Raw genomic sequence first — 19,061 nt, 5'->3', positions numbered from 1 at the left:
CCCTTGGCAATCTGTGGGGAATGGCGTGTAGTGGGGGATGAATTGAATCAAATGGGTATGCTTAAATATTAAGCAATCTGCTGAATATTTAGTCAATGTGGAAACTCGAATGACCGAACTTCTGACGGCCGCGCAAATGCGCATTTTGGAAAATCGCGCCATTGAATCCGGTGCTGTTTCGGGTTTGGAACTGATGGAGCGGGCAGGGCGCGGCGTTGTTGAAGCAATTTTTGAAGAATGGCCGGACTTGAAGACTGCCTCCCACCGCGCGGTTGTGCTGTGTGGTCCAGGAAACAACGGAGGCGACGGCTTTGTCGTGGCGCGTTTGCTAAAAGACTGGGGGTGGGAGGTAGAGGTGTTTTTCTATGGTATAGTGGAAAAACTGTCGGCTGAAGCCAAGATAAACTTTGATCGTTGGGGGGCTGAAAATCCGATACGCCAACTTGGTTTTCCGATTTTGAATGCAGCTGATGCGGATGGATTTTGGGAGTCTGCCTTTGGTGTTTCTGAAACGCGTTTGGTCATCGACGCCTTGTTTGGGATTGGACTAAGCCGCCCATTAACCAACCTGAGACCGATTCTAGAGCTTTGTGACCTCTATTCGACTTTTCCAGACCTCATGCCTACACGTTTTGTGGCGATTGATTTGCCAAGTGGTCTACAGACTGAATGCGGCGCGCCGTTAAGTGACGCGCCTGACGGTCATATTCCTTGGGGGCTATTCCAGGCGGATCTGACAGTAAGTTTTCAGTCCGCAAAAATGGGGCATTATCTTGGATCTGGGCCCGCATTCTGTGGGCGCGTGGTGATTAAAGATATCGGGTTGGGAACTTATGCTGCAAAAGAATCTGTAACAAATCCTGTATCCTGCACTGTGGTGCCATCCAAAGACACGCAAACTGATCTGGTTCACCTGACGCAAAAGCCGAATGCGCTGGGGAAAGGAAGTCATGCCCATAAATTCAGCCATGGTCACGCTGTTTTAGCCACAGGGCCGGCGGCCAAGACGGGGGCGGCACGATTGGCAGCAAGGGGGGCTTTGCGGGTTGGGGCAGGGCTTGTGACACTTGCCAGTCCAACGGACGCGCTGAGCGAGAACGCGGCGCAGATAACTGCAATCATGCTGCGAACCGTAGACACGGCGAAAGATCTTGCGGCATTGCTGTCAGATGATCGAATCTCCTCTGTCTGTATTGGGCCTGGGTTTGCCCGTGAAACTGCGGCGGGTGGGCTTGATTTCAGTCATACGCGCGAAATGGTTAAGGCCGTTTTAATGGCGGATAAAAAAACTGTTTTGGATGCAGATGCTCTATCGGCTTTTCAGGATGTGCCGGAGCATTTGTTCGAAGCGCTGCATCCAAATTGCGTTCTTACGCCCCATGAAGGGGAGTTTAGGCGGCTGTTTCCCGACATTCACGCAAAATTAACTTCGCGAGATTATACACAAGCGGACTATAGTAAAGTGGGTGCCACACGGGCGGCGGCCCAACGTTCCGGATGTGTGGTGCTGTTTAAAGGGGCAGATACGGTGATTGCGGCGCCAGATGGGAAAGCCGTGATCAATAGTGCGCAGTATGATCGTGCAGCCCCATGGTTGGCTACGGCGGGTTCGGGGGATGTGCTGGCAGGATTTATTACCGGCCTTTTGGCGCGCGGCTTTGATCCCTTACAAGCGGCAAGCGATGCCGCTTGGTTACATGTGGCCTGCGCCCTTTCTTTCGGGCCTGGACTGATCGCCGAAGATCTTCCCGAACAAGTACCGGCGGTGTTTCGCGACCTCGGGTTTTAAAGTTTCACGCCTTCTTTTTTACCGTGGTCCGATTTTTTGTCATAGGCCTTCTGCTCTTTTTGAACATCCGAAAGGAATTTATCCATTTTTGCAGGCAGATTCTTTTCATCCAGTTTTTTGTCCTTTGACAACTGTTTGCTAAGCTCTTTGATCATCTTTTCAGTCACGTCGTGATGCTTTTCTTCATGCCGCTTCAGTTTAACCCACATGATATCCCACTTTTTTTGGCTTTCTTTATCAGCCTTGTTCCAACCTGCCCAAATCGGCATGGTGATCTTGGGATTACAGGTGACAGACACCTCGGTCACTTTGCCGTCCATCGCTTTATACGTCCATTCAATGGCATAGTCGTATTTGCCCCAATGATCGGCCTTATTCAGAAGCTTTTTCACATCCTCTAATGTGGCGCCTTTGATCTGTTTCTTTTCCAGTTTCGGCTTGGCCAGTTTGCTGTTGAATTTCAGTTTCATGATTTATGTCTCTCAGTGCTTTTGGTTTAAATTCGGGGATAAAATCAGGTTACTATTCAGGTCTGTCCCCAGATTGGCAGAGGGTTGGATCACTGACTGTGCGCAATGACACAAATTCTGCACATGACGGCGGGGTTTTTGCGCATTTTCCACTCGCCAAGCTGATAAACACTTGTTAGAAGGGCCGCGGAATTACGGGCAGTCTTTTGGGCTGCCCTCTGAGTTTGCGGGTGTGGCGGAATTGGTAGACGCACCAGATTTAGGTTCTGGCGCCGCGAGGCGTGGGGGTTCGAGTCCCTTCACCCGCACCAAAGATTATCCGTTTCGCGGATTATCAGACCATGGTTTGACTGGCCTATGACCAGCACGTTGAAGGATGTAAAATGCAGGTAACCGAGACACTTAACGAAGGCCTGAAGCGCGGCTATTCGATCACTGTGACAGCAGCAGAGCTGGAAGCGAAAGTGAACGCAAAGCTGGCTGAAGCACAGCCAACCATCGAAATGAAGGGCTTTCGCAAGGGCAAAGTTCCGATGGCTTTGCTGAAAAAGCAATTCGGAAAGTCCGTTCTTGGCGAAGCCATGCAAGAAAGCATCGACGGCGCAATGAATGACCATTTCGAGGCCTCTGGCGACAAACCAGCCATGCAGCCCGATGTGAAAATGACCAACGAAGACTGGGTTGAAGGCAACGATGTTGAAGTTGCGTTGAACTACGAATGTCTGCCTGTTGTGCCCGAAACAGATTTTTCCAAGATCAAACTGGAAAAACTGGTCGCCAAAATCGAAGACGCCGACGTTGAAGAAGCGCTTGGCAATCTGGCCGAAAGTGCACAGAACTTTGAAGACCGCAAAAAAGGCTCCAAAGCCAAAGACGGCGATCAACTGGTGATCAACTTCTTGGGTAAAGTCGACGGTGAGGCTTTCGACGGCGGTGCAGCTGAAGATTATCCGCTGGTTCTGGGCTCAAATTCCTTCATTCCCGGTTTCGAAGAACAGCTGGTAGGCGCTAAAGCAGGTGACGACGTTGAAGTAAACGTTAAGTTCCCTGAAGAATACGGCGCAGAAAATCTGGCTGGCAAAGACGCTGTTTTTGAATGTCACGTGACATCCGTAAAAGCGCCTGCGGCAGCAGAAATCAACGACGAACTGGCCCAAAAATTCGGCGCTGAAGACCTCGCGGATCTGAAAAAACAAATCACCGAGCGTCTGGAAGCAGAATACGCCAATGCCGCACGCATGGTGATGAAACGCAACTTGATGGACGAATTGGCCAAAGCGGTTTCCTTTGAGCTGCCGCCAACTTTGGTTGAAAACGAATCCAACCAAATCGCACACCAACTGTGGCACGAAGAAAATCCCGATGTTCAGGGCCACGATCACCCTGAAATCGAAACAACTGACGAACACAAAGAATTGGCTGAACGCCGCGTGCGTCTGGGTCTGTTGCTGGCGGATGTTGGCCAACAGCAAAAGATCACTGTGACAGATCAGGAAATGCAACAAGCTGCCATGCAGCAAGCCCAGCAATACCCGGGTCAAGAACGTCAATTCTTTGAATTCCTTCAACAAAACGAGCAAATGCAACAACAGATGCGCGCGCCGATCTTTGAAGACAAAGTTGTCGATTACATCATCGAATTGTCCTCTGTGACCGAAACATCGACCAGCAAAGACGGCCTGCAAAAAGCTGTTGAAGCTCTGGAAGATTAAGACCTTTTTCACCAAATGGTGTAACGGTTCAAGGGGCGCTGGAAACGGCGCCCTTTTTGCGTGCCTGTACAGGGGTAGGGTTTAAAATCGCTTTCCGCATGGAACTGCCATTTCGGACCTTGAAGCCCCCTAGGGAGCGAACTACAGTTACATCGACCCAAGAAACACAAGATACAGGCCTTCTGAAAATGAGAGATCCCCTCGAAGTTTACGCAAATACACTCGTTCCTATGGTGGTCGAGCAAACGTCCCGCGGAGAGCGGGCCTATGATATTTTCTCACGTCTTCTGAAAGAGCGGATCATCTTTGTATCCGGCCCTGTGCATGATGGAATGTCGACGCTGATCGTCGCGCAATTGCTGTTCCTGGAAGCGGAAAATCCCAAAAAAGACATTGCAATGTACATCAACAGCCCGGGCGGTGTCGTGACCTCTGGTCTGTCGATCTATGACACGATGCAGTATATTCGTCCTAAGGTTTCAACACTTTGCGTGGGGCAGGCGGCTTCTATGGGGTCGTTGCTGATGGCTGCGGGTGAGCCCGGTATGCGCTTCAGCCTGCCGAATTCCCGGATCATGGTCCACCAGCCGTCTGGCGGGTTCCAAGGCCAGGCATCCGACATCGCGCTGCATGCCAAAGAGATTTTGGAACTGAAAGATCGACTGAACAATATCTACGTCAAACATTGTAACCAAGATATTGAAGTTGTTGAAAAAGCTTTGGATCGCGATAACTTTATGACCGCGGAAGAGGCCAAAGACTGGGGTCTGATCGACGAAATCGTGAAGAAGCGGGAAAACGACGCCGATGCGTCCTAAGCCGGTTTCAAACATTTATTCATAAATACCTGCTAGTCCTTTGCGATGGCGTGACTGTCATCGCGAAGGGCTGGACTGTCCATTTTCGCCGCAGGATTCTGCGGAATATTGGCATTGTACACAGGTAAATTCTGCCATACGGTGGGAAAAAGCTAGGGTGAACGCTGGCATTTCGCGCCATTGGCGTGGGGTCTGGCGAAGAAAGAGCGGAGTATTAATATGGCAAATTCAGGCAGCGGAGACGCGAAAAACACGCTTTATTGCTCGTTTTGTGGCAAAAGCCAGCATGAAGTGCGGAAATTGATCGCGGGACCAACCGTTTTCATCTGTGATGAATGCGTTGAGTTGTGCATGGATATTATCCGTGAAGAAGCAAAATCAGGTTTGGTCAAATCCGGCGATGGCGTCCCGACACCCCAGGAAATCTGTCAGGTTCTGGATGACTATGTTATCGGCCAAGATGTGGCCAAAAAGGTGCTCGCTGTGGCGGTGCACAACCACTATAAACGCCTGAACCATGCAGAGAAAAATTCAGAAATTGAATTGGCAAAATCCAACATTCTGCTGATCGGTCCGACCGGTTGCGGTAAGACTCTGCTGGCTCAAACACTCGCGCGGATTCTGGATGTGCCCTTCACAATGGCCGACGCCACCACGTTGACCGAGGCTGGTTATGTGGGTGAAGACGTTGAAAACATTATCCTGAAACTGCTGCAAGCCTCTGAATATAATGTGGAACGTGCACAGCGCGGGATTGTTTATATCGACGAAGTGGATAAGATCACCCGTAAGTCGGACAATCCTTCGATCACTCGCGATGTAAGTGGCGAGGGCGTACAGCAAGCACTGCTGAAAATCATGGAAGGCACGGTCGCCTCTGTACCGCCGCAGGGCGGGCGCAAACATCCGCAGCAGGAGTTCCTGCAAGTGGACACCACGAACATACTGTTTGTTTGTGGCGGCGCTTTTGCCGGGCTTGAAAAGATCATTGGTCAGCGGGGCAAAGGTTCTGCTATTGGCTTCGGTGCCGACGTCAAAGAAGAGGAATCCCGCGGCGTAGGTGAGATTTTCTCGGATCTGGAACCAGAAGACCTGCTGAAATTTGGTCTGATCCCTGAATTTGTCGGCCGTTTGCCTGTGATCGCGACTTTGACCGATCTGGACGAAGATGCTTTGGTGACGATCCTGTCGCAGCCGAAAAATGCGTTGGTCAAACAATACCAGCGTCTGTTCGAACTGGAAGACGCAGAGCTGAAGTTTACGACCGATGCTTTGAGTGCCATTGCCAAACGGGCGATCGAACGTAAAACAGGCGCACGCGGTTTGCGGTCCATCATGGAAGACATTTTGTTGAACACTATGTTTGAACTGCCGGGACTTGATAATGTACGCGAAGTTGTCGTGAACGAAGAAGCGGTGCGCCGTGTGGCCGAACCGCTGATCGTATACGCAGACGTTGCCGAAGAAGAGCCGGCTACTGCGAGCTAAGGTTTAAGAAGATTAAAAAACGGCGGGGCAGTGCTCCGCCGTTTTTTATTCCCCCATCAATACACTATCAAACGGGTATTTCGTCAGTTTTTCGTAACCGTTTTCCGTGATAAGCACCTGATCTTCCAGCTTAATTGAAAAGTCGCCTCCGTCAGGGCTGATCAAGGCCTCCACGCAAAGCACCATTCCGGCCTCAACCACGTAATCAAACGCGCCGTCCCGATATTTATCCGGATAGGTGATAAGCGGCCATTCATCGCACAGCCCAACCCCGTGCATTTTACACCCGTATTTTAGCCGCTGATATTTCGGGTCCAGATGATGCCCGTTGTGGGTCAACTCATGGAACGAAACTCCGGGCTTCAGCATATCCATATTGGTCGTAATATGCGCATGACCGTGTTTCATCGCCTCAACCATATCCGCGCGGGGTTTTTGATCACCAATCCACCACGTGCGGCTGATATCAACGCAAATACCGTAAGATCCGACCAAATCGGTGTCAAAAGCAACGATTTCATTGTTCTGCACAATGCGTGGTCCGCATTCCTGAAACCACGGATTTGTGCGCGGGCCAGACGCAAGCAACCGTGTTTCAATCCACTCACCGCCACGGCGGATGTTTTCCTGATGCAACACTGACCAAATATCATCCTCTGACATGTTTCCAGCGGGAACACCTGCGCGGGCGATTTTCTCCATTTCTGCACAGGCTGTTTCGCAGGCATTCTGGGCGCAGCGCATGGCCAAGATCTCATCTGGTCCTTTAACGGAACGGGATTTTTCTGTGACCTCCTCACCTTCCATAACCTCAAACCCGAACTTTTCCAAAGCCCGCAATCCGGGAACCATAATTTTATCAACGGCCAGCCTGTTGTTGGTTCCGGCATGGGCACTCATTAGTTCCTGAACCTGCCCGACAAAACTCTCGGCGTCTTGTTTTACCCGATCTCCTGCCGAAAAGTAGAACATTGATGCACCAGATCGGCTTTCGCGCACCAAAGGATTAAAATCAGCTAAAAATGGCGCGTTTTTGTAATCCCAGATCACCATATAACCGTCTGCACACAACAGCACCGCACGGAACGGGTTATGGGTGTTCCAAAGCTGCATGTTGGTGGTGTCCGTGGCGTACCGAATGTTCAACGGATCGAACATCAACAGGCCACCATAATCGCGATCCACGATGTGTTGCGTCAGTCGAGCGTGGCGAAAGCTGCGCATGGCTTGCAGGTTGGGCAGGGTCAGTCCCGCCGACTCCCATTCCCGAAACGCCAGTTGCGTCGGGCCGATTTCGACACGGTTCAGGTCATTAGGGGTTCCATCCCCAAGCATTGCACCCTTGCTTGGATCAATTTTGCGAACGTCCGAGTGGTATGTGGTCATTGGCTGGCTCCTCTCGCTACCGGTAATTAACGCCGGAATGAGAGATTCTGACCTGCCTGTTTACGTCCTTGTTTGGCCACAGCTGTCGTATTCAAACAGAATACCCTGATAGCAATGCGTCCGGTTCGATGGCCTTATCGGGTTAACATGGCCCCCAGTTTGAACTTCACCTTAGGTGGTTCAGCCATATGTTTGTTCAGTCGCTTACTGACTAGTCCAAAAAAACCGACGATCAGCAGGGTGAAAAAGATGAAGTAGACTGCAATGATCGGGTAGGGAATAAAGGGATTGAAGGTGCTTTCGGCAAAGTAGCTGGCGTAATACAGACCGTCCGCCTCTCTACGCCACGCGGGAAAACCCGAAAAGAATACCAATGCGGTTGAATGAAACAGGAAGATCGCCTCATTCGAATAAGACGGCCATGCCAGCCGTAGCATTGTTGGAAAAACGATGCGTCTGAACTTGCTGAACCCGCTCATGCCGTAAGCGTCCGCTGCCTCCATATCACCTTTTGGGATAGAGCGAAGGGCGCCGGTGAAAATCTCGGCGCTATAGGCGGATGTGTTTAGGAACAGGACAATCGTGGCCCCAAGCCATGCTTTTGTCAGCCAACTGGTGCTGGCTGATATGGTCATGAAACCCAATGATATTTCAAAACCGCTGCGGGGAATTTGCACGAAAAGTTCGTAAGCAAAGAAAAACTGGATAAACAGGGGGGAGCCGCGAAAAATGAAAACAAATGCGTCCGCGGGCCAGCGTAAGATTGGCGACGCATTTACGCGTGCGTATGCCAATGCCGTTGCAAAGACAAAGCCGAAGACGATGGCTATTAGGGCAAAATAGACGTTCCACATCATACCGCTACCGATCAGAAAGATCTGATCGCAAAGGGTAATATCGGACCTGGGTAAAAGGCGTTCGCCGTAACCTAAAGCCCGAAAAGCATAGGCGGAAAAGGAGTCTGCGCAGGTCATCGTGCCACCGCCATTCCGCGGGATGCACGGGCAAAGACACGATCAAACACGCGTTGGCTGAGCCAGGTTAACAGCAGGTAAAACACCAGCAGCGCCCCAAAGTACCAGACACGCCAATCAGGGTGTGGGTAGGCATAGGCCTGTGTTTTCATGCCGCCAAGCTCTTTCGCCCAATATACGATGTCTTTGATCCCAAGCAGAAACAAAAGAGGCGTCGCTTTGATTAAAATCATCCACAGATTTGACAGGCCAGGTAAGGCGTAAACCCACATCTGAGGCAGGTGCACCCGCCAGAAAGTTTGGCGATCCGACATGCCAAAAGCCCGCGCCGTTTCAAGTTGTGCACGGGGTACTGCGGCCAAAGCTCCGTGCAAGGTGTTCGCGGTAAAAGCACCAAAAACAATGGCAAAAGTGATGATCGCAAGGGTAAACCCCCAAGCCTCATGTATCCATTGCGGTGACGTACCAAGGGGCATTTTTGCCGCCTGACAGACCACAAAATCATTTCCTTGATAGACCGATCCCATAACATCGGGGCATTTAATTTTATGCCGCATGTATTCCACAGCTTGATCAAGGGCGATTGGGAAGAAGAGGAAAAACACGATGTCCGGAACGCCGCGCACGATAGAGGTATAGCCCAGACCAAACCAGCGCACAGGCGCAATATGCGAGCGCCGTGCCAGTGCCCCCGCAAAGCCCAGCATCATAATGGGCGGTACTGCGAGAAACAGAAGGCCAAGAACCGTCAGAATGCTGTAATACATCGACGCATGTTTGGGGGTCGTAAGATAGCAGGACAACCATGCAAGGCCGTCAATGCTTTTGGGGTCGGCACAGAATTCAAACATAATATGCAGCCCCAAGCTGATTTTCAAACAATAGAGGGTGGGGCAGGTGCATCGGCACCCGCCCCGAATGGCTTACCACTGAGGCGCTTCGCCTTCGAACCATTTGCTTAACATTGCGTTCAATGTTCCATCGGCTTTCATCTCGTCGATGACTGCGTCCAGTTTGGCTTTCAATTCTGTGTCGCTTTTACGCAAACCGATTCCAATACCACCGCCGATGGCAACATCTTCACCAACGAATTCGAGCGCACCGCCGCTTTCAGCTACGATCGGGGCCAGATAATCCTTGTCCGCTAAAACGGCATCGGCTTCGCCGTTTTTAACGGCTGCTACTGTTTCGTCCGGTGTGGCAAATTCTACCAGGGTTGCGCCTGAAGCTGCAACATGGCCCGCTTGGATTGTATTGGTTTGCGCAGCGATTATTCCGCTGGACAAATCCACGTCCATTCCAGCCGCGGCAACGTAGGATGATGGTGAAGCAGGGTAATATTCGCTTGAGAAATCAACGACTTGTTCGCGTTCAGGAGTGACCGACATGCCGGCAATGATGGTGTCATAGTTGCCGGAAATCAGGTTTGGAATGATGCTGTCCCAATCATTCGTTACCCAAACGCAGTCGAGTTCGGCCCGTTTGCAAATTTCGTCGCCCAGTTGACGTTCGAACCCGTCTACTTCGCCTGCATCATTGATGAAGTTGTAAGGAGGGTAGGCGCCTTCGGTACCCATTCGAATGGTTTCGGCCCAAACGGAGCCAGTTGTAAGCGCGGATAGTGCCGCGGCAATTAGTAGTTTTTTCATCGGTCTTCTCCTTGTTGGGGTATTAGTGGGTTGAGCTTAAGAACTGCTGCAGCCTCGTTGATTTGGTCTGGCCGAACACTTGTTCGGGCGGTCCTTGTTCTTCTATCACACCTTGATGCAGAAAGATCACGTGGTTCGCAACATCGCGGGCCATTTTCATGTCATGGGTCACCAGCAACATCGTACGGCCTTCTGCGGCCAAAGCCCTGATTACATTAACAACTTCAGCTTCGGTTTCGGGGTCTAGTGCAGATGTCGGTTCATCGAACAACATTGCCGTAGGCTCCATCGCCAAAGCGCGGGCTATGGCTGCGCGTTGTTGTTGGCCGCCAGAGAGTTGAGAGGGGTATTGATCTGCTTTGTCACCAATGCCGACCTTATCGAGCAAAGCGCGCCCTTTTTTGATGGCTTGCGCACGGTCAATTCCAAGAACAGTAATCGGAGCCTCAATCACGTTTTCCAGAATGGAAAGGTGGGACCATAGGTTAAACTGTTGAAATACCATGGAAAGGTTTGTCCGGAACCGCCGAACCTGATCCTTGTTTGCAGGTGTGCGATTCTGGCCTTGGTTCTTCCAGTTTACAGCTTCCCCGGAAATCACAATGTCGCCTTGCTGGGCCGTTTCCAATAGGTTGACGCATCGTAAAAGTGTACTTTTCCCGGATCCGGAAGAGCCAATCAGTGCAATGACATCCCCTTGGCAGGCTGTTAGATCAACGCCTTTAATGACTTCCAGATCGCCATAGCTTTTGTGGATATTTCGCAGTTCGATCACAGGCGTGGCGGTTTCAGTCACAAATTGGATCCAGTTGTTTCCCAGTTACAGCGTGTCAAAATGAAATAACACGGGTCATATGTCAATCGGGAGTGTTTAGAATCCAGCCGTTTCACGTTGGAAATGTTTGTTTTAATGCGGATATTGTTTGATGTATTAGAATGTCGCCTTGTCTTGGCGGGTTTTGACTAAATTTAGAGCATTTAAAATCGTGTGACGGAGTTGGCGTTTGTCGACTTTTTGTTTTGCGATATAGTCTACGCAGCCGTTTTTGAAGGCGGACGCCACTATGTCAGCGTCCAGATCACCTGCGATCATAATGGCAGATGCGGACGCATTTGTCGGATGTTTCTCTAGCATTTTCAGTGCTTCCAATCCATTGCCTTCAGGCAGACGGTAATCAATAAAAATGATGTGAAACTCTTGTTCATCTAACAGTTTTTTGAACGCGATCAACGATGCGCAACTGGTGAATTCAATGGGTACGCCAGTGTGTTTCGCAATGCGGCGAAGGCGTTTTCTATCAAAATTACTATCGTCCAAAATCAGTGCGTTAACAGAATATTCGGCGCCAGGAGCCCCCCCTGTGTTTGACTGTTTTTGTAGGGTCGGCCCGTCAGTTTGCATGTGCTAAATTCCCGTTTTGATTGACCCAACCTGTCAATATAAGCCTAATAATTAATTAAGGTGATGCTGAATCCTGTGATGTGTTTTCATCCCCTGAAGTCTGATTTCGTAGTTTCACCCGCACCAGAAGGCCGCGTTTAGTATCAGATTCGGGCGTTTCCAAGGTTAGGTTACCACCATAAAATGACGCGATTTTATCAGCGACAGAGAGTCCCATACCGCTGCCCTCAACCACATCTCTTGGTTTTAGGGTGGTTAGCACGCTCAAGGCCTTTTCGCGAAAGTTATGGGGAATTCCGGGCCCATCATCTTCAACGATTACTTCCGTTAACTGGCCGTCAGAAGTGATCGTTAACGCGATCTGGCTGGTTTCTGAGTCGCGATGCTTAACAGCATTAGACAGCAATGCCTGACAAAGCCGCGAAAAGTCCGGTTCGCAAGAAAGTACAGAAGGTTTACTGAAGTTTGTAGTGATTTTCATGCTTTGGGGCAGGGGATTTGCATCCAGAATTTCGGCAACCATGTCGGCCAGATTAATTATCTTTTGCGATTGTTTCTTGCCAACACCTGAATAGATCAACAAGCTATCAATCATCATCGCCAAACGGTTTCCGTTAACTGTGAGCGCTTCGAGGTTTTCCTGAATGTCATCGGACACAACCACGCCGGAATCTTTCAAATCTTCTGAAATCCAGATTGGAAGTTCGACCAACGCGCGAACAGTTGCCGACAGATCATGGGTGATTTTATAAAGCAGCTGGTCAGCAGCTGAGGCGTGCACGTGGTTCACTTTTTATCGTCCCGATAATGTTGGTGTGCAGCGAACCACGAACGGGTTAAGATACACTTAATACAAAACGCATAATGAATATTATGTTAATTTAACTCGAGAGATCTTAACCATTTCCTTTATTTTCCCGCTAAATCAGTGTGTTGTTAATCAATCTTAAACGACTTACGTTTCTATTGTTGTTAACTGAAACACTGAATGCGGCGGCCTTCAGGATTACGAAGAAAGGATCACGTTGGGTGCGATGTCGTCTGGATCAATCATCAATTCGATCAACGCGCCGGTTGGCTTTGACTTTGCTGTTGCGAAGGCTTCTGCGAAATCTGCTGATTTTTCGACGCGCTGGCTCCAGAAACCGTAGGCTTGCGCAAGTTGTACGAAATCCGGGTTTATGATTTCTGTGCCGCTTGGACGGCCTTCGTATCGGCGTTCCTGGTGCAGTCGGATGGTTCCATACGTACCGTTGTTCAACAGTAAAATTATGGGCTGTAATCCGTATTGCAACATGGTGCCAAGTTCTTGAGAAGACATCTGAAAATCGCCGTCGCCTGCAAAACAGATGACCTGTCGCTTGGGGTCTACGGCTTTGGCGGCCATTGCTGCTGGCAGGCCTGCACCCATAGCACCGGACTGTGGCCCGAGAAGACGCTTGTTACCGTGATACTGGATGTAACGTCCTGACCAAATTGCGAAATTTCCCGCGCCGTTGGTTAGAATGGCATCTTCGTCCAGAACTTCGCGCAGATGGTCGCAGACTTTGGCCATATCCACCGGCCCTTTGGCTGGCTTTGGCTTCAAAGTACCTAGGTACTTTGGGTGTATTTGGTTTAGATGTTCGTCGTAAGTTGTTGTTATAAGAGGGTTTAAGGTTTCAATAAATAACGATGGCGCCGATTGGATTGCTACATCCGGCTGGTAGATTTTACCGATTTCATCTGCCGAAATATGACAGTGAATGATCTTTTGCGCAGCGTTGGGGACATTCAACAAAGTCCATCCATCGGTTACCGTCTCGCCAAAACGAATGTTCACGGCAAGGATAACGTCTGCATCGGTGATAGCCTCGCGTATGTGAGGGGCCATGCCAAAACCCGCATCGCCGATAAAATTGGGGCCGCGATTGTCCAGCAAGTCCTGACTGCGAAAAACGGAGGCAATCGGTATCGAGGTTTTAACCCCGAAAGCGGCCAAAGCCTCCCTGCCCTGTTGATCCCAACCGCCGCCACCCACAATCATTAGTGGCTTTTTTGCTGCATTCAACAAGTCAGCAGCCGCCTGAACCGCAGCGGTTTCGGGTGCCGGGCGGAAGGGCTTGATGGGCTTGCAAGGCTCAGCTTCGGTTTGGTCGGTCAGCATATCTTCGGGCAAAGCCACAACAACGGGACCGGGGCGCCCTGATGTGGCCATTTGAAAGGCGCGGGCAACGATTTCTGGGATGCGATCAGCATTGTCAATTTCGGTCGCCCATTTTGCGATGGGACCAAAAAATGCGCGGTAGTCAACTTCCTGAAAGGCTTCGCGGTCGCGCATATCGCGTCCGATTTGGCCTACAAACAGGATCATCGGGCTGCTGTCTTGCATGGCAGTGTGCACCCCGATGGAGGCATTGGTGGCGCCTGGCCCACGGGTAACGAAGCAGATACCGGGTTTGTTTGTTAGCTTGCCATAAGCCTCGGCTGCAAAAGACGCGCCGCTTTCGTGGCGGGTTGTGATCAGACGCATCTGGTTTTGCACGTCATACAAAGCATCCAGAACCGCAAGGTAGCTTTCGCCAGGCACACCGAAAGCCGTATCAACGCCTTGTTCCAAAAGACATTTAATCAACAACTCTCCGCCGGTTCTGACCATGATCACCCCTGCCCCTTTTGACTCTGTGGTTCTGTAAAACTTTGTGCCGAATGTGTGACAGAACTCACTTATTTTACAATCGAAAAATGGGAATATCATTTCAGCCAAACGCGAAAGCGGTTTGACTTGCAGGTTCGGGGTTCAGTTCTTCCCGGTTCAAAATACTCCGAACCTGCTTTAATCCCCCAAGCCATTTATTTCCGTCATTCTGACACAAAAAAAGCCCCGCCGAATGGCAGGGCTTTCTAATACTAGAAGATGGGTTGGCTTAGCCGCCCATTGTTTTTGCAACTTCAGCTGCAAAGTCTTCTGTTTTCTTTTCAATGCCTTCGCCCACTTCGAGACGCACAAAAGAAACGATCTCTGCGCCAGCATCTTTGGCTGCTTGGCCAACAGTTACGTCAGGATTGATTACAAACGCCTGATTGTTCAACGTCACTTCGGAGTAGAACTTTTTCATGCGGCCCTTGATCATGTTTTCAATGATGTTTTCAGGCTTACCAGATTCGCGCGCTTGTTCGGTCAAAACGTTTTTCTCACGCTCAACCAAAGCCGGGTCCAGATCTGCTTCGGACAGGGATGCCGGATTGGTCGCTGCAACGTGCATTGCAACCTGTTTGGCGAAAGCTTCGTCGCCGCCTTTCAGCGCAACCAGAACACCGATTTTGCCAAGACCGTCAGCAGCAGCTGCGTGGACGTATGCGCCCACAACATCGCCGGAAACTTTGGCCATACGACGTACAGACATGTTTTCGCCGATTTTAGCAATCGCATCTGTCACAACTTCGGAAACCGGTTTGCCAGCCACGTCAGCATTTTTCAGCGCGTCTACGTCGTCAACATTTACGGCAGCTGCAACAATGTCGTTTACCATTTTTTGGAAGTCAGCGTTTTTACCAACAAAGTCGGTTTCCGCGTTGACTTCAACAGCAACAGCAACATTGCCGTCTACCTTAACGCCAACCAGACCTTCAGCAGCGGTACGGCCAGATTTTTTGGCGGCGGTCGCCAGACCTTTGGTGCGCAGCCAGTCCATTGCGGCTTCCATATCGCCATCAACTTCGGTCAGCGCTTTTTTCGCGTCCATCATGCCTGCGCCTGATTTTTCGCGCAATTCTTTAACGAGTGCAGCTGTAATAGCCATCTTCATCTCTCCTAATGCGTAAAGAGTCGGGGGTGCGTTTACACCCCCGATGTATCAGTAATGTGAAGCGGATCAGGCTTCTGCGACGGCTTCTTCAGCTGGCGCTTCTTCCAAGGAACCGATGTCGATACCGGCAGAACCCATAGCTGCTGCCATGCCGTCCAGTGCCGCGCGGGCGATCAGGTCAGTGTACAGCGCGATTGCGCGGGCGGCGTCATCGTTGCCAGGGATCGGGTAATCAATGTTTTCTGGCGCAGAGTTGGAGTCCAGGATCGCAATAACCGGAATGCCCAGTTTATTGGCTTCAGCCACGGCCAGTGCTTCTTTGTTTGTGTCGATCACAACGATCAGGTCGGGAACGCCGCCCATTTCACGCACACCGCCCAAAGACGCTTGCAGTTTAGTCTGCTCGCGTTCCATGCCAAGACGTTCTTTCTTGGTCAGGCCTTCGGCGCCGCTTTCCAGCTTTTCGTCGATGTTTTTCAGGTGGGCAATACGCTTGGAAACGGTTTGCCAGTTGGTCAATGTACCACCCAACCAACGGTGGTTCATGTAGTATTGTGCGGAGCGTTCAGCAGCTTCGGCTACAGCGTTTGCAGCTTGGCGTTTTGTACCCACGAACAGGATGCGGCCGCCTTTAGCAACTGTTTCACGTGTGACTTGCAGGGCTTGGTCCAGCAAAGGCACCGTTTGTGTCAGGTCGAGAATGTGGATCCCGTTACGCTGACCATAGATGTACTGACCCATGCGGGGGTTCCAGCGGTGTGTTTGGTGGCCGAAGTGTACGCCTGCTTCAAGCAGTTGGCGCAATGTGAACTCTGGTAGAGCCATTGGTCTTTCCTTTTCCGGTTTAGCCTCAGCGGGAGAAGGAGAAACGGATGTTTTTCCAACCGGTTGGAGTTTTGAGGATGTCTCCCCCAAAACCCGCAGACCCCGCCTGTGGATTTAAGTAGCTCGCCTATAGGCGGGATATGGGGGCTTGGCAAGGGCGGCAGGTCACTTATTTACCCGATTTTCCGCAAATCTGCGCTATTAAGACTTGGTCCTACACTGCGGCCCAAAATGCAGCGTTGGATTCACCGTGATAACAGGGTTAAAACCGCGTAATAGTTCACTACACGGGGTCAATCCCCCTTGCCAGCGCAAAAGCCACATCGCAAAAGGGCGGTATGATGACCCCTACCCCAATTCTCTGTATCGGTTCCGTTTTATGGGACATTGTTGGCCGCTCGGACCGGAAAATGAAGGCAGGCCATGATGTGCCGGGCCGTATTATCCGCATTCCAGGCGGCGTTGCGATGAATATCGCCATGGCCCTGCGCACCCATGAGGTGCCAGTTTCCTTATTGACCGCCCTTGGCGATGACGCCGCAGGACGCGAATTGCTGATGGAGGCTACGGCCCGTGGCATGGAAACCGCTTTTGTACATGTGTCCAAGGATTTCCCAACCGATCAGTATATGGCGATTGAAGGCCGCAATGGTTTAATCGCTGCCATCGCCGACGCCCATTCGCTCGAAGAACAGGCAGATGCCGTGATCGCCCCGCTGCGGGACGGTCGCTTGGGCGCGGAAAGCGACCCATTTGACGGGCTTGTGGTCTGCGAAGGCAACCTGCCCCGCGCAACACTTGATTATATCAGCAAGGCTGCAGAATTCCGCGCGGCGGATATTCGACTGGCTCCGGCCTCACCCGGAAAAGCGGAACGTTTGAAACCCTTTGTCGGCCACGGCCACGCCACTGCCTATGTGAACCTGATCGAAGCCAACATTCTGCTAGACACCAAACTGACCTCTTCGGCGGATGCCGCATCCCAATTGGTGGCCACGGGCCTGTACCGCGCGGTTGTGACAGACGGACCAGATGCCGCATCTGTAGCGGATACCAGCGGTGTCATTTCCCAAACGCCCCCCGCCGTAAACGTTTTGCGGGTGACGGGCGCGGGGGATGTGTTTATGGCCAGCCACATCGTTGCAGAAAGCCGTGGCCTTGCTGGTGCGGCGGCCCTTGATTTCGCACTCAGCCACACCGCGACCTATATATCTACGGAGACACCGCTTTGACCCTACCCCTCGTTTATTCACCCGAAGTGACCCAGGCTCTGGCTGACGGTGCGCCGATTGTGGCATTGGAAAGCACCATCATCACCCACGGCATGCCTTATCCTGCTAATCTGGAAACCGCTTGTGGTGTGGAACAGGTCGTACGCGAAGCGGGTGCGGTTCCCGCGACTATTGCCATTATCGGGCGTAAAATCTGTATTGGTCTGGACGATGAAACCCTCGAAGATCTGGCGCAAGCCAAAGATGTGATGAAACTCAGCCGCGCCGATCTGGCGGTGGCTGTCGCCAACGGGCGCACAGGGGCAACCACAGTGGCCGCGACGATGATCTGCGCCGAACTGGCAGGCATCGACGTCTTTGCAACAGGCGGTATTGGCGGTGTCCATAAAGGGGCTGAAACCAGCTTTGACATCAGTGCCGATCTGTCCGAACTGTCCCAAACCGCCGTCACGGTTATCTGTGCGGGCGCGAAAGCCATCCTTGACCTGCCAAAAACGCTAGAAGTCCTTGAAACACTTGGGGTACCGGTGATCGGTTATCAAACCGATGATTTCCCCGCTTTCTGGTCCCGTGTTTCGGGCCTGTCGGCACCACTGCGCATGGACACCGCCACAGAAATCGCCAAAGCCCATAAAATGCGGGGCCGTCTGGGGCTGCAAGGCGGTCAACTGGTGGCCAACCCGATCCCGGTTGAGTCTGAAATCGACGCCGATTACCTGAACCCGATCATCGCACAGGCCGTTTCCGAAGCAGACGCCCAAAACATCGCCGCGAAACAGGTCACACCCTTCTTGCTTGGGCGGATCGTGGAACTGACCGAAGGCGTATCCCTGAAATCCAACATCGCATTGGTGAAAAACAACGCTAAACTTGGCGCAGAAGTGGCCAAAGTCCTGAAAGGCATCGGATGAGCACGCCCCTGATCACCAAAATCGAGCGGGGCTTAGAGGATGAGAAACTCTCTATCGACCTGTTGCGCAAAGCACTGAACAGCAATGATATTTCAGAACGGGCTATCGCCTATACCGTACTTAGCGAGCCCCACTTGCGCGCCTATCTTGGCACGTATAAGGCCAAAACCACTGATACCTTGGCTTGCCTGAATTATCTGCTGGATTGCATAAAGCTCGATCTGGAATGGGACGAAGATTACGCCAACAGCCGCGAGGACGCACTTTTTGAACTCGCCGCACCGCTCGACCCTCATTGGCAATCCGTGGGCGCAGGTATCACCGAAACCCAATTCTGGGACCGCATTGCTGAATTCCTAACAAAAGATCTCGAAGACTTCTGCGAAGAGTTTGCGCCCGAATTCCTACTTCCCCAATCGGACACCGTCGGTTTTAAAGACCGCATGTCCAACTGGAAAAATTCCCCAGCCCTGCTCCCCTACGTAAACGCATTAGAAGCCGCAAAAAACACCTCCCCTTAACCTTCCAGCTTCCCCGCTTCAATGTTCCCCAAATACTCAATTCCCCGAGACCAAATGCAAAGATCCCGTGTTTTGCGCACACAGGCATTGCGAATA

General features: G+C 51.4%; 18 protein-coding genes and 1 tRNA gene. 8 read left to right on the top strand and 11 right to left on the bottom strand.

Annotation, left to right across the window (positions count from 1 at the left end; translation table 11 throughout):
- Positions 1 to 109 precede the first annotated feature (109 nt).
- A complete protein-coding gene (locus GGE09_RS11920; RefSeq protein WP_309746354.1) occupies positions 110 to 1,789 on the top strand; it encodes an NAD(P)H-hydrate dehydratase in 1,680 nt (559 codons plus the stop codon).
- Here GGE09_RS11920 and GGE09_RS11915 read toward each other — a convergent pair.
- A complete protein-coding gene (locus GGE09_RS11915) occupies positions 1,786 to 2,259 on the bottom strand; it encodes a DUF922 domain-containing protein (protein ID WP_309746353.1) in 474 nt (157 codons plus the stop codon). The two genes, GGE09_RS11920 and GGE09_RS11915, sit on opposite strands and share 4 nt — an antisense overlap.
- Before the next feature lie 226 nt (positions 2,260 to 2,485).
- On the opposite strand from GGE09_RS11915, the gene GGE09_RS11910 reads away from it, so the two are divergent.
- The 4 genes from GGE09_RS11910 to clpX all read left to right on the top strand — a co-directional run bounded on the left by GGE09_RS11910 (position 2,486) and on the right by clpX (position 6,277).
- Positions 2,486 to 2,570 (top strand) — tRNA-Leu (locus GGE09_RS11910).
- Between the two features lie 72 nt (positions 2,571 to 2,642).
- Positions 2,643 to 3,971, top strand: a complete 1,329-nt coding sequence (tig, locus tag GGE09_RS11905) for a trigger factor (protein ID WP_309746352.1) — start codon at positions 2,643 to 2,645, stop codon at positions 3,969 to 3,971.
- A 188-nt stretch (positions 3,972 to 4,159) separates the two neighbouring features.
- Positions 4,160 to 4,789: an ATP-dependent Clp endopeptidase proteolytic subunit ClpP gene (gene clpP / locus GGE09_RS11900; protein ID WP_309746351.1), complete on the top strand. Its 630-nt coding sequence runs from the start codon at positions 4,160 to 4,162 to the stop codon at positions 4,787 to 4,789.
- A gap of 219 nt (positions 4,790 to 5,008) precedes the next feature.
- Complete coding sequence (gene clpX, locus GGE09_RS11895; protein ID WP_309746350.1) at positions 5,009 to 6,277, top strand: ATP-dependent Clp protease ATP-binding subunit ClpX; 1,269 nt, start codon at positions 5,009 to 5,011, stop codon at positions 6,275 to 6,277.
- A 45-nt stretch (positions 6,278 to 6,322) separates the two neighbouring features.
- Here clpX and dddP read toward each other — a convergent pair whose 3' ends face one another.
- The 10 genes from dddP to rpsB form a co-directional block, all read right to left on the bottom strand.
- Entirely contained in the window at positions 6,323 to 7,663 is a 1,341-nt protein-coding gene (dddP, locus tag GGE09_RS11890; protein WP_309746349.1) for a dimethylsulfonioproprionate lyase DddP, read from the bottom strand.
- Positions 7,664 to 7,797: 134 nt separating this feature from the next.
- Positions 7,798 to 8,637 (bottom strand): amino acid ABC transporter permease, encoded by an 840-nt coding sequence (locus GGE09_RS11885; protein WP_309746348.1) that lies wholly within the window; start codon positions 8,635 to 8,637, stop codon positions 7,798 to 7,800.
- A complete protein-coding gene (locus tag GGE09_RS11880; protein WP_309746347.1) occupies positions 8,634 to 9,488 on the bottom strand; it encodes an ABC transporter permease subunit in 855 nt (284 codons plus the stop codon). The genes GGE09_RS11885 and GGE09_RS11880 overlap by 4 nt, the downstream gene beginning before the upstream one ends.
- 72 nt (positions 9,489 to 9,560) lie before the next feature.
- Positions 9,561 to 10,286, bottom strand: a complete 726-nt coding sequence (locus GGE09_RS11875; RefSeq protein WP_309746346.1) for a transporter substrate-binding domain-containing protein — start codon at positions 10,284 to 10,286, stop codon at positions 9,561 to 9,563.
- Positions 10,287 to 10,308: 22 nt separating this feature from the next.
- The gene (locus GGE09_RS11870; RefSeq protein ID WP_309746345.1) at positions 10,309 to 11,082 is read right to left on the bottom strand and encodes an ATP-binding cassette domain-containing protein; all 774 of its coding nucleotides are present in this window, start codon (positions 11,080 to 11,082) and stop codon (positions 10,309 to 10,311) included.
- A gap of 135 nt (positions 11,083 to 11,217) precedes the next feature.
- A complete protein-coding gene (locus tag GGE09_RS11865; protein WP_309746344.1) occupies positions 11,218 to 11,688 on the bottom strand; it encodes a response regulator in 471 nt (156 codons plus the stop codon).
- A gap of 55 nt (positions 11,689 to 11,743) precedes the next feature.
- Positions 11,744 to 12,478 carry a HAMP domain-containing sensor histidine kinase gene (locus GGE09_RS11860; protein WP_309746343.1) on the bottom strand — a complete coding sequence of 245 codons (735 nt, stop codon included), beginning with the start codon at positions 12,476 to 12,478 and terminating at the stop codon, positions 11,744 to 11,746.
- A 216-nt stretch (positions 12,479 to 12,694) separates the two neighbouring features.
- A complete protein-coding gene (locus tag GGE09_RS11855) occupies positions 12,695 to 14,326 on the bottom strand; it encodes a thiamine pyrophosphate-dependent enzyme (RefSeq protein ID WP_309746539.1) in 1,632 nt (543 codons plus the stop codon).
- A gap of 268 nt (positions 14,327 to 14,594) precedes the next feature.
- On the bottom strand, positions 14,595 to 15,470 hold the full coding sequence (gene tsf, locus GGE09_RS11850) for a translation elongation factor Ts (protein WP_309746342.1): 876 nt from the start codon (positions 15,468 to 15,470) through the stop codon (positions 14,595 to 14,597).
- A 72-nt stretch (positions 15,471 to 15,542) separates the two neighbouring features.
- Positions 15,543 to 16,301, bottom strand: a complete 759-nt coding sequence (rpsB, locus tag GGE09_RS11845) for a 30S ribosomal protein S2 (protein WP_309746341.1) — start codon at positions 16,299 to 16,301, stop codon at positions 15,543 to 15,545.
- Positions 16,302 to 16,642: 341 nt separating this feature from the next.
- On the opposite strand from rpsB, the gene GGE09_RS11840 reads away from it, so the two are divergent.
- From GGE09_RS11840 to GGE09_RS11830, 3 genes are read left to right on the top strand one after another with little or no spacing between them, the layout of a single operon-like run.
- A complete protein-coding gene (locus GGE09_RS11840; protein WP_309746340.1) occupies positions 16,643 to 17,533 on the top strand; it encodes a PfkB family carbohydrate kinase in 891 nt (296 codons plus the stop codon).
- A complete protein-coding gene (locus GGE09_RS11835) occupies positions 17,530 to 18,444 on the top strand; it encodes a pseudouridine-5'-phosphate glycosidase (RefSeq protein ID WP_309746339.1) in 915 nt (304 codons plus the stop codon). Before GGE09_RS11840 ends, GGE09_RS11835 begins: the two co-directional genes overlap by 4 nt.
- On the top strand, positions 18,441 to 18,965 hold the full coding sequence (locus GGE09_RS11830) for a hypothetical protein (RefSeq protein ID WP_309746338.1): 525 nt from the start codon (positions 18,441 to 18,443) through the stop codon (positions 18,963 to 18,965). Before GGE09_RS11835 ends, GGE09_RS11830 begins: the two co-directional genes overlap by 4 nt.
- Positions 18,966 to 19,061: the final 96 nt, after the last annotated feature.

It is taken from the genome of Roseobacter sp. N2S, assembly GCF_031454055.1.
Lineage (GTDB): Bacteria > Pseudomonadota > Alphaproteobacteria > Rhodobacterales > Rhodobacteraceae > Amylibacter.
The sequence above is the reverse complement of the archived record's forward strand: the minus strand, read 5'-3'. Positions and strand labels throughout refer to the sequence as shown.

Excerpts from the sequence above, each read along its gene's own strand:
- GGE09_RS11920 (WP_309746354.1), top strand. The coding sequence starts at position 110 with ATGACCGAACTTCTGACGGCCGCGCAAATGCGCATTTTGGAAAATCGC.
- GGE09_RS11915 (WP_309746353.1), bottom strand. The coding sequence starts at position 2,259 with ATGAAACTGAAATTCAACAGCAAACTGGCCAAGCCGAAACTGGAAAAG.
- tig (WP_309746352.1), top strand. The coding sequence starts at position 2,643 with ATGCAGGTAACCGAGACACTTAACGAAGGCCTGAAGCGCGGCTATTCG.
- clpP (WP_309746351.1), top strand. The coding sequence starts at position 4,160 with ATGAGAGATCCCCTCGAAGTTTACGCAAATACACTCGTTCCTATGGTG.
- clpX (WP_309746350.1), top strand. The coding sequence starts at position 5,009 with ATGGCAAATTCAGGCAGCGGAGACGCGAAAAACACGCTTTATTGCTCG.
- dddP (WP_309746349.1), bottom strand. The coding sequence starts at position 7,663 with ATGACCACATACCACTCGGACGTTCGCAAAATTGATCCAAGCAAGGGT.
- GGE09_RS11885 (WP_309746348.1), bottom strand. The coding sequence starts at position 8,637 with ATGACCTGCGCAGACTCCTTTTCCGCCTATGCTTTTCGGGCTTTAGGT.
- GGE09_RS11880 (WP_309746347.1), bottom strand. The coding sequence starts at position 9,488 with ATGTTTGAATTCTGTGCCGACCCCAAAAGCATTGACGGCCTTGCATGG.
- GGE09_RS11875 (WP_309746346.1), bottom strand. The coding sequence starts at position 10,286 with ATGAAAAAACTACTAATTGCCGCGGCACTATCCGCGCTTACAACTGGC.
- GGE09_RS11865 (WP_309746344.1), bottom strand. The coding sequence starts at position 11,688 with ATGCAAACTGACGGGCCGACCCTACAAAAACAGTCAAACACAGGGGGG.
- GGE09_RS11855 (WP_309746539.1), bottom strand. The coding sequence starts at position 14,326 with ATGGTCAGAACCGGCGGAGAGTTGTTGATTAAATGTCTTTTGGAACAA.
- tsf (WP_309746342.1), bottom strand. The coding sequence starts at position 15,470 with ATGGCTATTACAGCTGCACTCGTTAAAGAATTGCGCGAAAAATCAGGC.
- rpsB (WP_309746341.1), bottom strand. The coding sequence starts at position 16,301 with ATGGCTCTACCAGAGTTCACATTGCGCCAACTGCTTGAAGCAGGCGTA.
- GGE09_RS11840 (WP_309746340.1), top strand. The coding sequence starts at position 16,643 with ATGACCCCTACCCCAATTCTCTGTATCGGTTCCGTTTTATGGGACATT.
- GGE09_RS11830 (WP_309746338.1), top strand. The coding sequence starts at position 18,441 with ATGAGCACGCCCCTGATCACCAAAATCGAGCGGGGCTTAGAGGATGAG.